14 protein-coding genes are annotated in these 16283 nt (G+C 35.7%); 12 read left to right on the top strand and 2 right to left on the bottom strand.

Features of this window, described 5'->3' with window-relative positions:
- The first annotated feature begins 678 nt into the window (after nt 1-678).
- On the top strand, nt 679-1347 hold the full coding sequence (trhA, locus tag C1A06_RS13175; RefSeq protein ID WP_101690682.1) for a PAQR family membrane homeostasis protein TrhA: 669 nt from the start codon (nt 679-681) through the stop codon (nt 1345-1347).
- Nucleotides 1348-1362: 15 nt separating this feature from the next.
- On the opposite strand, the gene C1A06_RS13170 is transcribed toward trhA, so the two are convergent.
- Complete coding sequence (locus tag C1A06_RS13170) at nt 1363-2121, bottom strand: helix-turn-helix domain-containing protein (protein ID WP_101690681.1); 759 nt, start codon at nt 2119-2121, stop codon at nt 1363-1365.
- A 226-nt stretch (nt 2122-2347) separates the two neighbouring features.
- Here C1A06_RS13170 and C1A06_RS13165 point away from each other — a divergent pair, with 226 nt between their 5' ends.
- The 11 genes from C1A06_RS13165 to rplS all read left to right on the top strand — a co-directional run bounded on the left by C1A06_RS13165 (nt 2348) and on the right by rplS (nt 15232).
- A complete protein-coding gene (locus C1A06_RS13165; protein ID WP_101690680.1) occupies nt 2348-2668 on the top strand; it encodes a LuxR C-terminal-related transcriptional regulator in 321 nt (106 codons plus the stop codon).
- Between the two features lie 415 nt (nt 2669-3083).
- Nucleotides 3084-3968 (top strand): ABC transporter ATP-binding protein, encoded by an 885-nt coding sequence (locus C1A06_RS13160; protein ID WP_101690679.1) that lies wholly within the window; start codon nt 3084-3086, stop codon nt 3966-3968.
- Between the two features lie 14 nt (nt 3969-3982).
- Nucleotides 3983-4654 (top strand): hypothetical protein, encoded by a 672-nt coding sequence (locus C1A06_RS13155; protein WP_101690678.1) that lies wholly within the window; start codon nt 3983-3985, stop codon nt 4652-4654.
- A 24-nt stretch (nt 4655-4678) separates the two neighbouring features.
- Nucleotides 4679-5905 carry a DUF4857 domain-containing protein gene (locus C1A06_RS13150; protein WP_101690677.1) on the top strand — a complete coding sequence of 409 codons (1227 nt, stop codon included), beginning with the start codon at nt 4679-4681 and terminating at the stop codon, nt 5903-5905.
- Nucleotides 5906-5929: 24 nt separating this feature from the next.
- Complete coding sequence (locus C1A06_RS13145) at nt 5930-6463, top strand: hypothetical protein (protein ID WP_101690676.1); 534 nt, start codon at nt 5930-5932, stop codon at nt 6461-6463.
- The gene (locus C1A06_RS13140; protein WP_101690675.1) at nt 6453-7013 is read left to right on the top strand and encodes a PepSY-associated TM helix domain-containing protein; all 561 of its coding nucleotides are present in this window, start codon (nt 6453-6455) and stop codon (nt 7011-7013) included. Before C1A06_RS13145 ends, C1A06_RS13140 begins: the two co-directional genes overlap by 11 nt.
- Nucleotides 7014-7205: 192 nt before the next feature.
- Entirely contained in the window at nt 7206-10220 is a 3015-nt protein-coding gene (locus tag C1A06_RS13135; RefSeq protein ID WP_245872078.1) for a TonB-dependent receptor, read from the top strand.
- Between the two features lie 22 nt (nt 10221-10242).
- Nucleotides 10243-11586, top strand: a complete 1344-nt coding sequence (locus tag C1A06_RS13130; RefSeq protein ID WP_101690674.1) for a DUF4876 domain-containing protein — start codon at nt 10243-10245, stop codon at nt 11584-11586.
- An 8-nt stretch (nt 11587-11594) separates the two neighbouring features.
- On the top strand, nt 11595-13232 hold the full coding sequence (locus C1A06_RS13125) for a DUF6850 family outer membrane beta-barrel protein (protein WP_101690673.1): 1638 nt from the start codon (nt 11595-11597) through the stop codon (nt 13230-13232).
- A gap of 170 nt (nt 13233-13402) precedes the next feature.
- Nucleotides 13403-14728: a YihY/virulence factor BrkB family protein gene (locus C1A06_RS13120; protein ID WP_101690672.1), complete on the top strand. Its 1326-nt coding sequence runs from the start codon at nt 13403-13405 to the stop codon at nt 14726-14728.
- A 144-nt stretch (nt 14729-14872) separates the two neighbouring features.
- Nucleotides 14873-15232, top strand: coding sequence for a 50S ribosomal protein L19 (gene rplS / locus C1A06_RS13115; protein ID WP_101690671.1), 360 nt, complete (start codon nt 14873-14875; stop codon nt 15230-15232).
- 219 nt (nt 15233-15451) lie between these two features.
- Here the strand turns inward: rplS and C1A06_RS13110 are convergent, their stop codons facing one another.
- Nucleotides 15452-16243 (bottom strand): TrmH family RNA methyltransferase, encoded by a 792-nt coding sequence (locus C1A06_RS13110; RefSeq protein WP_101690670.1) that lies wholly within the window; start codon nt 16241-16243, stop codon nt 15452-15454.
- Nucleotides 16244-16283 lie beyond the last annotated feature (40 nt).

Below are 16283 nucleotides of genomic sequence, written 5' to 3'. Positions count from 1 at the left end.
CTTCACAAAGACTTAGCATAATAGAATGTTTTTTGATTTAAAACTTTGAATGTTAGAGACTTAAAGTTAATCAACTTTCTTCTATTATGCTAGTTATTAAGAACTTATCTTATGTCGAACTCACGTTCATTTAAGTTTGATTCAAGTAAATATCATCATATTTTCAAATATAATAAATATTGAGGCACTACCCATAAAATTAATATACTTCATAAACTCAATTACTTTCACGAAATCCTCTATAAGTGTTCGATAATCTGATACCTTATCGCACAAAGCCTGATAGAGAAATCTGTCAGGCTTTTGTCTTTTTTAGAAATAATTGTAAGTTTTTGCTATTGAACGAAGTCATACTTTTAATAATCTCTTAATTATACGACAGCTAGAAAGAAACAATAAGGCAATAAATTTATGCCGAACTAAAATAGCTTTAGTATGAATATATACACAGTCTTTGCACTTATCGTTTTTGGTATTTATTTGATTTTTATTGGATGTCGTATCTTGATGAACTACTGGAAGAGAAGGAAATTTAGAAAGTTTGTTGAAAATATGCAAATCCCTTTCTGATATAAGAGAAACGGCCTTATTGCTGGAATAGCTCTTCGCTTTCTGTTGATAGATCAGTTATTGAAAATTTATTTTAATACTTTTGTATGATCAATAACTGTCAGTAAATTGGAAAATAAAGGATTAACACGAGTCAGAGTTTACTCTCGTCGCGAAGAATTAATAAATAGCATATCCCATGCTTTCGGTATTTTGCTGGGAGTTGTTGTTGGCTTCTTTCTGCTGCGAAAAGCTTTTACGAGTCAAGACTTTATAGGTATACTTTCTGTTGTGATATATCTTGTAGGTATGCTCGCCAGCTATATCAGTTCTGCATATTATCATTACTTACCCGATTGCAAAAGAAAGCTGTTTTTACAGAAATGTGATCATGCAGCTATTTATCTGCATATTGCCGGAACATATAGTCCTATGGCTTTGATTGCGATGCGAAACGAAGGTGTATGGGGCTGGGGAATATTTGTATTTGTGTGGCTTTTTGCCATTGTTGGAAGCTATGTAAGCTTCCATAAATCCGAAAAGCATAGCAATATCGAAACGATATGTTATGTAGTTATGGGATGTACCATATTTGTGGCATTCAAACCATTGATCAATGCTCTCGAACTGATGGATAAAATGCCCGTTTTATGGTGGTTACTTGCTGGTGGAGCATCATATATTATTGGCAGTATTTTCTTTTCGTTGACAAAGATAAAATATATGCATACAGTTTTCCATATATTCGTCCTACTAGGTAGTATTTGTCATATAATATCCATCTATTTATTATTGTAAGCTCTGTTAACATTGTTATGTTCTTAGGTTGCGATGGACGAGTTCAATGATGTAGTATAATTCTTTAACTTCTGATAATAATATTGAGGTTATATTTTCGTATAATGGGTTTAGAGATTTGCAAATTAATTTCTTTTTAGCAACATCATGATCTATCACCTTCTTAATAATTAATCCTTCAGTTTTGTGAAGTATTCCCATGTGATAATTTCCAAAGCTTAATGGGTGGCTCCAATGGCAGGCAGCAATATTTTTTGCTAATACCCTATCGCCTCTAATAAGTGATATACTGCTGTTATCGTTCATGTTGTCACTATCAATCTCAATAACTATGTATTTACCTTTGTATTCGAAATCAGTATTGATCGGCATAACTGGTAATGTAGATAGGTAGGATTCATTATTGTATAGATCGCAATATCGTTGCTTTTCTTCTTTGGATACATAGGGTATGGGCTTATATCCTTTTGTTAGTACATTATTTTCAATATCAGTGTATATTGCTTGTCTTTGAATCGAAGGTATAGACGAATTGGTGTCTTTATTTCCTTTGCTTAACTTATATTCTAATAAAAAATTGTAGACCTTAATAAGTCCTCTAATTGATGGCTTGGAATCGCCTTTAATCCAGTATCCAAGTGTTGAAGGTGACATGTTTGTGTTGATAGCAATTTGTCTTATAGATATTTCCTTCTGTAATTCTTCAATTAAAGCAAAAGTGTCTTTTTTTAGATTCTCTCTCTCTTGGTCTTTTTTTTTTGTTTCAGTTTTCATTATTTTCAATTTAACTTTAATTAGTTATTTATGTAGAATACATTTGGCTTAAAGTGTTATATTTGTATATGAATAGATAATCAATTTATTCTTTACAAAGATAATTAAAATAATATTGAATTTTATATATGTTAATGTGTAATAATAGGTTTGTTAAATGCTTTTTTTTAGATTAAAAAAAGTTAAATAGCATATATTGAATTTATTTTAAATCAAATTATACAATATGGAAGCAAGTGTTGTAGATATAACAAGGGTACAAGAAGTATTAAAAGATAAGAATATTTCTTCTCAGCAAGCTCTGGCATTGTTGTTCATTGCAACTGGTAATTCCGCAGATGAAGCAGCAGATGAAATGTGTATATCGCCAAAAACTATTGATAGACACATTAGTATGTCAAAGCCTAAGCTCGGATATAGTAAAGCTACCGAAATATCAGGATATATAATATGTACGGCTCTAGGTTTAGATTATGAACAAGTAGTTGAGTATCTTAGAGATCAAGCAAGAAAAGCAATCGAGCAAAGAAGAATGATATTAAGATAATTCGTTTAAATGCAAGTTTATTTTGTTTTTCGTAAATAGGCCAAATGTCGGAGTTGTGGAAAAAAACGTTGTTTAATTAGTTTATAACTATCTATTTCGAGGTTTAACTTTCTTCATTTAAGAAGTTCTATTGTATAAAGTTTTGTTTTAAGTGTGATTTATACGCTACCTATTTGTGGGTATTGCGGATGCTTATTTTACTATAAAATAGTTATTTGTTATGAATGGTATAAAAGTTAAATTTGCGTCACTTTTAACTTTGCATTTATTATGCCCTCATATTTTGTTGCTGAATTCGAGCAATTGGTGTGTTTTGATGCTAAATTAAAATACTTCTTCTAAGTCCATCAAAGTTAAACTGGAACGGAAGATCTTGTATACTGAGATTATTCGCGAGAAAATATATAAATAAAGAATGGATATAATTATTCAGTGTGAGAATATCACACACTATTATGGTAAACGCCTGATATACGAAAACCTGAATTTCGAAGTTGCCAGAGGTAAAGTCCTTGGATTACTTGGGAAAAACGGAACAGGAAAAACCACTATCATCAATATCCTGAACGGATACTTAAAACCTCGATCAGGTGTATGCCGATTGTTTGGCGAGAGTATGGAGAGTATAACTCCTGCAACCAAAGCCAGAGTAGGATTATTGCTCGAAGGGCATATTCAGCATAGTTTTTTTAATGTCGAACAGATCGAAAAGTATTACAGCCGATTTTTCCCTAACTGGAGAAAAGATGCTTATTATGAACTACTAAAAAAACTGCAAGTAACTACAAGTCAAAAAATCAGTACTATGTCTTGTGGTCAGCGTTCGCAAGTTGCATTAGGTTTGTTGTTTGCTCAAGATCCTGAGTTGATGATCTTGGATGACTTCTCTATGGGGCTTGACCCGGGTTACCGTCGTTTGTTTGTTGAACATCTCAAAGAATTTGCAACAGCAGAAGGTAAAACAATATTCCTGACGTCGCATATTATTCAGGATATGGAAAGATTGATCGATGATTGTATGATCATGGATTATGGCCGTTTGTTGCTACATAAACCAACATCAGAGATTATGGATAACTTCCGCCGATTCTCATTCACATTCGATGGACAGCTTGATTTGTCAGGAAATTCCGAATTATGGAATACCGAGAAGATTGGTAATAAATGGGAAACATATTCATTTCTGCCAACCGAAGCGGTTCTTCAAGAGCTGCATAAGATAGGAGTTGATAATATTGAATTATCGGAAGAGAATTTAACATTGGAAGACGCATTTATAGGTCTGACTGGTAAATACTAATAATTAAAGTAGACATGATACAATCATTATATTATAAAGAATGGCTTAAGTCGCGTTGGCTGTTATTAATTATATTACTATCGTTCGTAGGCGTTGTGCTATACTCGTTTGTGAGTATATCTCAAGAACTCCGTGTCGGTGGTGCTAATCAGGTGTGGGATCTGATCGTACAAAAAGGGGTTACCTATTTTGGCTATGTTAAATATTTGCCACTGGTAGCGGGAATATTACTTGCTATCTCGCAATACGTACCCGAAATGTCGAATAAAAGACTGAAGCTTACGCTGCACTTACCATTGGCCGAAAGTAAAATTATGTTGACAATGCTATCGTATGGCGTGGTTAATCTTTTTGTGATTTTTGCTGTAATATTCGTAGGAATCTATCTCGGGACGAGACTTTATTTCCCGACAGAAATTGCGTATTGGAATATGATAGTAACACTTCCTTGGTTTATTGGCGGTATTGTAGCTTACCTACTTACTGCATGGATTTGTCTAGAACCTGTATGGAAGCAACGCATCTACAATAGCCTCATTTCTATTTTGATCGTTGCATTGTATTATTTCGATGCAATGCCTGAGGCTTATTATCCATCATTAGCTTACTTACTTATTATTGCCGTATTAAGTATTTCATTCAGTTTTTATTCTCTTATCCGCTTTAAAGACGGAGCTCAATTTTAAGTAATATAAAAAAGATACTTGAACATGAAGTTTAAATATATATATAGTGTAATCATTTTATTTGTCACTACACTAGTCTTGGCTTGGGCAATACCCGTTTTGGTAAAGAAAGCTACCATGTCGGGACAGAACTATCCGTTCGTATATTATAGTTCGCTGCTGCAGGATTTTGCAATCAAGAAAACCGAAAATCGCAAGGTTGACTACTACGATAGTAAAGGAAATACCTATACACGTGAAGAATACGATTCGATCACTCCGCTGCTCAGTTATCGTCAATTGACACTGGCTGGCACAATGCCCGATTCGATATTGGGTATAGAAATGGATCCGCGTATGTTGCGTGTTAAATCTGTTATGTGGCGTTATTCTCCTTCGGAAATAAGCAAACCTTTGGTAAATATGTATCTTATGTACGAAGCTCAGTCGGGTAGAAGTACATTAGAATCTCCGCCAGATGTTTTCAGATTGGATGATAAAATTGAATTTATCGACAAAGAATCGAATCTGGTTGACGAAAAGAAAAGCGAGGCTTTTCAATCGAAGATGGAAGAAAGAGGTTTCGCATTTCCTGCAAAAGGCGTCTGGGGAAATCCTGTAGCACGTAAGCCTTACGATGAAGGATATTTTGTGTTGGATAATAATGGCGAGTTATTCCATATCAAACAAGTGAATGGTCGTCCATATGTAGGAAATACTAAAGCCGGTCAGAGTGTAGATATAGCGTATTTCAGCCTTTACGAGATTGCAGATAAAAGTATTTATGGTTTTGTAATCAGCAAGACCGGTGAGATTTATACTGTAAGTGCCGAAGGTGGTTATGAACTGACCAAATTAGATATTGCTCCGATAGATATTCATAAACATACGGTAATGATGCTTGGTAATATGTTCTATTGGATGATAAACGTAACCGGTCCCGAAGGCTGTACGTACAACGTACTGAGCGTGGAGAATAAATTGAAAAAACATACCGAGCCATACTTCGTAGGATCTCAAACTGATAAATGGGATGCGACAGCTAAGTGGTTGTTACCGGTGTATATAAGTTTCGATAATAAGAACACGGAGTATGTGAAACCCGAAATAGTTGTTAACTTTGGATATGCATTCTTGATAAGCTTAATGTTGGCTGTGATATTTGTATTTACAATAGGAAAACAACGCAATACAACGAAAAAGATTATTAACGGAATCTTTATCTTAATATTTGGAATACCTGCATTTATAGCAAGTGCAATTACTAAATAACAAACTAATTTAAATTAAGAAGATATGAAAAAAATTATTTTAGGACTAGCTCTAATTCTTGGATTTACAGCATGTGGTAACTCTTCGAAACAACAAACTAATGATGCTGAAGCTGTACAAGCTAATGAAGCTGCTGTGGTTTTAACTTTGGACGAAATGATTGCTTCGGCTGATCAGTATCTAGACAAAGAAGTTACTTTCAAAGGTCATGTAACTCACACTTGTAAACATGCAGGAAAAAGATGTTTCATGCAAGGAGCTGACGATAAATTGTCAATCCGTGTTGAAGCTAAAGGTGAAATAGGTGGATTCAACAGAGAATTGATCGGCAACGAAATCGTTGTGACTGGTGTATTGAAAGAAAAACGTCTTACACAAACCGAGATCAACGAAATGGAAAATGCTATTGAAACAAAAAGTATAGCTACCGACGGATCAGAAGAATCATGTGATACTGAAAGAGCTAACGTTCAAGCTATGAGAGATTGGATGAAAGCTAACAACAAAGATTATTTTGCAATTTATTACGTAGACGGACAAAAGTATAATGAGCTCTAATCCATCACCTAAAAAAGGCAATAAAGTCAAGAAGTGGCTTCGCATTATTCATCGTGATCTGGGTATCTTGATGGTCGGCATATCGTTAGTATATGCCATATCAGGAATACTTTTGAATCATATGAATGGTAAAGATCCGGCATACAGAACGGTAGAAGCTACTCTTAATTTTGATAAGAATTTATCGAAAGATGCTTTAGCTGATGCTTGGAACAAGAAAGGTGATTTGCCTACGTTGAAGCGTGTTCGCGGAGGAAATATGTCGCATCAAGTTCTTATAGATGGTGGAGTAGGCGTGTATGATATGCAAACAGGCGAGCTTAATTATGAGCATCATAGTAAACGTCCGTTCGTATATTGGATCAATAAACTCCATTACAATAAGGTTGGCGGTTGGACTATAATGGCCGATATCTTTGCAATCTCATTGATTTTCTTTGCTGTTTCGGGTTTATTTATTGTATCTCGAAAACATGGCATTATGGGAAGAGGTAAATGGTTCCTGATAGCAGGGTTATTGATACCTATATTGTATATCTATTTTAGTTGATTATTTCTGGCTGAAATTGCCAATACGATAATAATAAAAAGCTGCAGACTATGTCTGTGGCTTTTCTTTTTTGAGGTTCTATGAGGTAGTATTGATAGCAATATTTAGGTATATTTTGTAGGTTTTTACCTACATATCGTGATTGTTAAATTTGCTTCAAATATCGAAATTTGTGTTCCAATTATAATAAACATGAGTAGATTAATCCTGACTATACTTTTTTCAATAAGCATCTTTTATTCGGTTTTGGCTCAGCAATATAGTGTTTCCGGAAGAATAATTAATACAAACGATAAGAAGCCGATCGAATTTGCTTCGGTCATACTTTCGGAAAGTGAACAATGGAGTGTGTCGGATAAGAATGGAGAATTCACAATAAATAATGTTCCAGCCGGAAAAACTATACTAGTTGCGCAAACTCTTGGCTACGTAAGAGCAGTGGTGGAGTTGAATGTAGATAAAGATATTTCGGATTTGGTAATAGAAATGTCGGAAAACAATCTGAGTCTGAACGAAGTTGTTGTTACAGCTAAACGAAATAAAAGTGAGCTGACTACATCTTACATATTAGACAGAAATACGCTGGATCATGCTCAGCTGCTCAATATGTCAGATATATCAACCCTTCTTCCGGGAGGTAAGTCTAAGGCAACTGTAAATTTAGCAACAGAAGACGATAGATTGTCATTACGAGGAGGAGGTACTGAAAGAGGTAACCCTTCTTTTGGTACAGCTATCGAGATAGATGGTGTAAGGTTAGACAATAACTCGCAAATGAGTACTGGATCGACAGGAGGAATAACACCTAGTAGTGAAACCAAAGGAGCCAGTACACGTAATGTGAGTACCATCAATATAGAATCGATAGAAGTAGTGACAGGTATTGCTTCGGTGGAATACGGAGATCTGTCGAATGGAATAGTGAAAGTGAATACCCGAAAAGGGAAAACACCTTTCTATATAGAAGCTTCTACTCATCCGCATACAAAACAATTCGCTCTGAGTAAAGGTTTTTCTCTCGGAAGTAATGTCGGAGTTTTGAATACAAGTTTGGAACATGCCAAATCGAATGCTGATATTGCTTCTCCTCATACTACATATGAGCGTAATGCATTATCGTTAAACTATAACAAAACATTCGGAGCCGGAAGTGATAATCCGTTGAATTTGGAAGTCGGTTTTACGGGAAATATAGGAGGATTTGATAAAAAATCGGATCCTGATTTATTACTGAATGAATTCGAAAAAGCAAAAGATAATACAGCTAGAGGTCATTTCAAATTGAATTGGCTATTGAATCGACCGTGGATAACCAATTTGGAGTTCTCTGGATCAATGTCATATTCTTCCCGAAAGAAAAAGAAAAATTTAAGAAAAAGTATTGGTGACGAAGGGAAACAAGAAATTATCCACGGAACGGAAGAGGGGTATTTCTTATCTACAACCTACGACGAAAATCCAAATGCACCGGTTCTTTTAAGCCCTAGTGGATATTGGGATGAGATAATCCATACTGATAATAAACCGGTTGTATATACCTTGAAAGCAAAAGCTGATTGGAGACGTAGATTTGGAAATATTTCGAATAAGGTAATGCTTGGTATCGAATATAAAAGAAGCGGAAATAAAGGACGTGGAGTTTATTACGATGACATGCGTTATGCTGATACCTGGAGAGAATATAGATATGATAAATTGCCATTTATGAATAATATTGCAGCTTATGCTGAGGATAGGTTGTCAGTACCAGTCAGAGATGGAAAATCTACATTGGAAGTAGTAGCCGGTTTGAGAGCTGATATCACAAGTCTGGGAGAATCAGAATACGGAACTGTTGGAAGTATATCCCCTCGAGCCAGTGCAAAATACACATTCTGGAAAAAGTCGGATAATGCCGTCAAGGATCTGAGTGTTTCTTTGGGATGGGGTAAATCAGTTAAGCTTCCTTCGTTCGAAGTCTTATATCCGAGGCCTACATATATAGATATGTTAAGTTTTTCGACTAGAGATAGTAATAAAGAAAATTTGTACGGATTTTATATTATGCCTATTCAATCAGCTTATAATCCAAATTTGAAATGGCAATATAGCAATCAGGCTGAAATAGGTGTCGAAGCTAATATATTGGGCGCTAATGTGATGTTGTCGGGTTATTATAATAAAACAGTCAATCCTTATATTTCGGTTAATCAGTACGCACCATTTACATTTGCTGTAACCAAAGAGAATGCTATAGGAGGAAATTTCCCGATAGCAGAGGATAACAGAGAATTCACAATGGATAAAACAACAGGAGTTATAACTGTTTCAGACAAAACCGGAGCAAACTCGAGTGTGCAATTAGGCCAAGTAACTCAAGACCGATTCAAAGCACTCTCAATGTATGATAATGGTTCGGATGTTAAACGTATGGGACTGGATTGGGCTATCGATTTTCCTCAGATACAAGCTCTGCGAACAAAGTTCCGCTTGGATGGTAACTATTATTACTATAAAGGAGTAGAGGAAAACTTATATGCCTATATACGAGATATCAATACTGAAGTATCAGGTGGCGCAGGTTATCCTCGTGTCATCGGTTTCTATGCGGGTGCAACTGGTACTGTAAACAACAGTATTGTATCGAATGGTAGTTTGAGTAGAGAATTAAATACCAATTTGACGATAACAACTCACATACCTAAAATAAGACTAATCATATCGATGCGTATCGAGGGATCTCTTTACAACTATTCTCGCCGTTTGAGCGAATATAAGGGACAAAGTAGGAGTTTCGTATCCGAAGCTTCGGATACCGATTTTCTGAATACATCAAACACTGATATATATAAAGGAAATAATAAAGCAGCGGTGTATCCTCTGTACTATTCTACATGGGATGATCCGAATACAAAGATAGCTTTTGCCGATAAATATTTATGGGCTAAAGAGAATGATCCGGAATTGTTTGCTCAATTGAAGAATCTGGTAATTGAGAGTAGTACGAAGACCCTTTTCAATCCGGATAGAATATCTTCGTACTTTTCGGCCAATCTTAGCGTGACAAAAGAAATCGGAAAATATGCAACAATCTCATTTTATGCCAACAACTTCATTAATTCGATGAAAAAAGTTAAATCATCATCCGAAGATACACACGTCTCATTGTATGGTAGTGGGATGATTCCGACATTCTATTATGGACTTACATTGAAACTCGAAATATAATTAATTAATAAAAGACTAAATAATGAAAAAGTATTTTTACTTCTTATTTCTAGCTTTATTATCACTGTGTTACTCATGTAGTGATAGTGACAGCGATGGTTATAAAACATACACCCTATCTTTTCAGTTAGAATATCCTTCTTCTGCAGCTTTGCAAGCAGCTGAAGATGTTGTTGTGACATTGACTGATATGAGTGATCGAAAATATACAGCCAAAACCGATGCTAACGGTAAAGCCGTATTTATAGTAACGTCAGGCGTATATAGTGCAGCAGTAAGTGATGTCCGTTCGGCTGGAGGATCAAGATATACATACAATGGTAGTCTGAAGAATATTGCTGTTACATCTGCATGGGATAATGCATCTGTTCTGGATATCGAACTCGAAGAGTCGGTTGCGAATCAGGTAATAATAAAAGAATTGTATGTAGGTGGTTGTCTGGATAATGAAAATAAGGTCTTTCATATGGATAAATATGTTATCCTTTACAATAATTCGGATCAGCAGGCAAGTTTAGATAATCTTTGTCTTGGTATGATGCAACCATGGAATTCGAACTTAGTAAATAAAGACGAGATTGATGGTAAATTCAGATATGAGCTTGGGGGTTGGATTCCGGCAGCAAATGGTATTTGGTACTATCCAAGAACATTAGTTCTGGAGCCTGGCGAGCAAATTGTTATTGCTTTGAATAATGCGGTAGATAATACAGCGACGTATCCGAGATCTGTTGATCTTGGTAAAGCTGGATATCATTGTACATACGATATTGAAGATTATTCGAACACAAAATACTATTCTGTCCCTTCAAGTGCTATTTCGAAAGATAATTATTGGTCGGCAGTACGTTATGGCAATGGCAATGCTTGGAGTATCAGTACAAGTTCGCCGGCTTTTTATATTTTCAGAACGGACGGAATCTCTGCTGAAGAATTTGCAAGTAATGGTGAAAATATTGACTACTATGGTGGCACTCAGACTTTGACATATATTCAGAAAAAAGTACCGCAGGAATGGGTTGTTGACGCAATCGAAGTATTTACTACAAAATATGAAACTAATTATAAGCGTTTAACAAATAAGCTTGATATGGGACATGTGAAGCTGACTAACGGGTACGGATACAGCTCATATCGTAATGTAGATGTTGAGGCTACTAAAGCTATCGAAGGAAACGAAGCTAAATTAGTATATGGTTATAATAAAGGAACTGAAGTGTCAGACGTAAATAATTTTGAAAGTACCGATCCTAGTGGTATTGATGCGGAAGCATCTATCAGAAATGGTGCAAGAATTATTTATAAAGATACAAATAACTCGACAAACGATTTCCACCAACGTAAACAAGCTTCATTGAAAGACTAATTTTTACAATGCTGAAATTATCAAAAATAAAATCTTATTTGCTATTGGCTGGCGGAGTTTTTTGCTCCGCCTCAGTAGCTTCTCAAAATGCAACTGGCTGGAAAGATTATCACTATGTGAAGCAGTCGCATGCATGGTTCGATAGCGAAAATGCTTCGGGTCTGAAAGAATTGCAGGTCAACGATATTTCATTGGCCGAAATTTATTATCAAAAATCGAATGGAAAATTTGTCGATTATTATCAGTCGAACGATAGTTATCGATTCGGAGCTAATATCGAATCTCTTTATCGTTTGAATCCAAAGATTGTGCTATATGGTAAGATAAATTACGATAATTTCAAAGGAAAGAATATGAGTGGCTCGGCATTTATCAGTCCCGAACGTAATCCGTTCGATATTGTCGAGTTTACAGATACAAATAAAGGGAAAAAAACTCTTGAAAATTATCACTTGATAGGGGCGGTGAGTGCCTCTCTGTTTGAAGGATTGGCTTTAGGTGGAAAAATTGATTTTCTGGGTGCAAACTATGCTAAAGATAAGGATCTTCGTCATAAGAATATGTTGACGGATATAAATGTAGCGGCAGGGTTAAGCTACCGGTTCAATAAAATAATAGAAGCAGGTGTCAATTACTACTATCGCCGAAGAGTAGAAGGAGTAACTTTTAAAAAATATGGTTCATCCGATCAGCAATTCTTATCATTAATCGACTATGGTGCTTTTTACGGTAAAGGAGAAGTCTTTGGAGAAACGGGTTATACTGCTAAGGACGTAGAAACTCCCTTGTTCGATAAATATCACGGAGTATCGTTACAGTTGGTTATAAATCCGCTGTCGAATTTAAGCTTATTCAACGAATTGACTTACAAAACCCGTGATGGTTATTTTGGAAGCGAGGCTACATATGGAGTAAAATACGCAACTATAATAAAGTACACAGAACACAGTTCGGATATTATAGCTTACAAAGGTCGTATAGACTGGAAACAGAAAAACAACAGTCACATCCTAGATCTTGAGTTGAGGAATGAGGAACTAAAGAATCTAGAGAGTGTCTATAAAATAGACAAAGAACCCGGTAAGTATACATATCGAGTAACTTACTTTGATCCGCTAGAGGTTGGCGATAAAAAGTTCCTTGACATATCAGCTGCTTATACAGCGAATCTAGGTGTAGAAGACTACAACCCTACATGGATCATTAAAGGAGGTTTTGATTATAATCGCAGAATACAAAAGCTATCTTTCTTTCCCTTCTTTCGTAAGCAAACTATAAAACAAACAAGTATGCATGCTTCGATTGCAAGGAATATTATCAAAGGAGATAATATGTATACAATTCTATTGGGAGTAGGTTATTCGAGTGGGAATGGTGTGGCTAAAGATGATGGAATCTATATCACACCCAGCGAAGATCAGTCTATGCCCCGAACTATTGATACTTTCTTAGAACGGGAATACGAATACTTGACCGCAAACCAAATAAAAGGAGATGTAGGCTTTAAATATTCACGTTTATTTCCAAAGGTAAAGATGAAAGGATATGCAGCATTGAACTATAGTTTGACCAAAGCTCAGGATATAAAATATCTGGCTGGTGATTCGTTCAACAGAATAAATCTAACGCTTGGCTGTACGTTCTAAGCTGATTTTGTAGAATATAGTTAACGAGAGTTTCTTCAGATAGAGGTTGCTCTCGTTTCTTTTTTAACATGATTGGGATAATGTTCCCGAGCAAATGAGTCGATATTGATGATTATTTCTTTATTTTGTATAAGTTTATAACACTTAGCACTTTTAAAGCAAAACAAAATATGCTAGACTTTATATCTAAAATAATTGGGCTTGTAAGAAAGCTAATCCGTTTTCTGACCTATGATCTGTGGCGATATACAAGCGACAGCGTATCGGCTCGGAAGATGAATCTGTTCAATATCTTAAAAGCATTTATTCTAGCCGTTCGTAATGTCAATTCCTATGAATTGAATACGCGTGCTGCTGCATTGACATATAAAACTTTATTATCTATTGTTCCTTTGTTGGCAATATTGTTTGCTATCGCAAGTGGCTTTGGACTGCAAGATGTTCTGATATTAGAACTAACGAAGTTCTTCGAAGGACAAGCCGAGATGATCGAAAAAGCCCGAGTCTTGATTGTAGATTCCCTGCAATATGCTCGTAGTGGCGTATTTTTAGGAATCGGTATTGTGTTACTCCTTTATACGGTGATTGATCTTTTGGGATCGATAGAAGATAATTGTAATACGATTTGGAACATCAAAACCGGAAGAAGTTATTATCGTCAGTTTACTGATTATTTGGCTTTGATAATAATTACTCCTGTTTTTATTATATGTAACGCAGGACTCACAGTCTTTATTTCTCAAGCATCCAATATTCAATACATTGGATATGTGGTGTCACCATTTATGAAACTGATACCATTTGCTATTACTATTTTGCTTTTTACTTTCATATATGTTTACGTCCCTAATACGAAAGTAAAGATCAGTTCGGGCTTAATAGCAGGAGCCTTTACTGGTATAGCATTCCAAATCTTTCAAGTCCTCTACATCAACGGACAGATATGGATTTCGAAGTATAATGCGCTGTATGGTAGTTTCGCAGCTTTACCTTTATTGATGCTATGGTTGCAATTGTCGTGGTTTATTTTATTGTTCGGAGTTCAGTTATCTTTTGCATATCAGAATGTAAATAAATTCAGTTTCGAACAAGAGACAAATAGCATAAGTCGCCGTTACAAGGATTTTATAGAATTGGCTATTGTAAGTCTTATTGTAAAACGTTTCGAGAAAGGAGAGAAACCATATACGGCAGACGAAATATCGTCGAGTTATAAAATTCCTACAAAATTGACAAGTGAGATAATTTATCATTTGCAGGAAATCGGAATAATAATTGAAACTCCGAGCGATACTCAACTTGTTCCGGCCTATGTCCCGGCTATGGATATCAATCAGTTGTCAGTTGGCTTATTGTTAGATCGAAGCCTAAAATATGGATCTGAAGATTTTGTTATCGATATACACCAGAAGTTTAACAGCGAATGGAAACAGATACAAAAGATGGGCGAAAAAGTTGTTGAGTCGGAGCGTAATATGCTGATTAAAGATTTGTAAAAGGCATTTTTAGTGCTAAATAATAGATTTTACTATTTGTAAAGTTCAAAATAATTTCTACCTTTGCATCCGCTTTGCGTAATCTCTGGCGAGACGGTCTCGTGAATATTGCGTTGAATAACATATTAAAAGAGCATTAAAGTCATGGATTTCATAAAAATTGCAGAAGAAGCATTCGCATCAGGAAAAGAACTTCCTAGCTTCAAAAGCGGTGATACAGTAACTGTAGCATACCGTATTAAAGAGGGTAACAAAGAACGTGTACAGCTTTACCGTGGTGTTGTGATCAAAATTGCAGGACACGGAAACAAAAAACGTTTCACAGTTCGTAAAATGTCAGATAGCATTGGTGTAGAAAGAATTTTCCCAATGGATTCTCCGTTTATCGACAGCATTGAAGTGAACAAAGTTGGTAAAGTACGTCGCGCTAAATTATATTACCTACGTGGTCTTACAGGTAAAAAAGCTCGTATCCAAGAAAAAAGAGTTAATACAAAAGCTTAATTCTTTTGCAGTTAACAAAATACAGAAGCCTGTTTCGAAAGAAACAGGCTTTCTTTATTTTGTGACCGATCATAATTCGTTTGTTTTATCTATACATAAATGCTCTTTGATGTATAGGAAGAAATTTAGAAATAGGAAACGTATTGTAAAAAAAGTGCAAACTCGTGTACAAGTGTTACTTTTTAACAAATACGGTGTCTTTGCGATGAAATGTTGGGGTTAAAAACCTCTCTGTCTCATTGCCTCGAAAGTGATTACAGCAGTAGAAACGGATACATTAAGTGAATCGATCTGTCCACGCATCGGTATTTTGATACGGGCATCTGCATTATCTAGCCAAAAGTTAGTTAAGCCATCGGCTTCTGTTCCCATCACGATAGCAGAAGCTTGCTTGAAGTCTGTATCCTGATACCATTGCGATGCCTGAAGTTCTGCTGCAAATGATCTGATGCCTTTCTCTTTTAAGAATGCTAGAGCTTCGGAGGATGAGCATACTGCAGTTTGTACGGTAAATAGACAACCTACGCTTGATCGTACAGCATTTGCATTATAAAGATCAGTTGCCGGATCGCAGATTATGACAGCGTCTACTTGAGCAGCGTCGGCAGTACGAAGTATTGCACCAAGATTTCCTGGCTTTTCTACAGCTTCTAAGATTATAATAAATGGGTTGTCCGATAAAGAAAGATCTTGCAGATGGTGAGATTTTGGTCTGGCTAAGGTTAGTAAGCCGTCGGAACCTTCTCGATATGCTATTTTTTCGAAACCCGACTCGGTTACTTCGAATATTTTATTTGTCGGAATATTGTTCAAAACATCAGGATAGTCAGTTTTAGCGAAAAGTTCCTGACAAAGGAATACAGAGTCTATTACGTAGTTCGCAGACAATGCCAACATTAGTTCGCGTGCACCTTCTATGATGAACAGATTTTGTTCACGGCGCTCTTTTGCTTTCGACAGTTTGGCGATGTTTTTGATTCTCGGATTCTGTAAGCTCGTAATCTTTTCCATGACTTAATTATTTCTGACGAACAAAGGTAGTTATTTAGAC

It is taken from the genome of Dysgonomonas massiliensis (genome assembly GCF_900240225.1).
Taxonomy (GTDB): Bacteria; Bacteroidota; Bacteroidia; order Bacteroidales; family Dysgonomonadaceae; genus Dysgonomonas; species Dysgonomonas massiliensis.
This window is presented reverse-complemented; position numbering and strand designations above follow the sequence as displayed.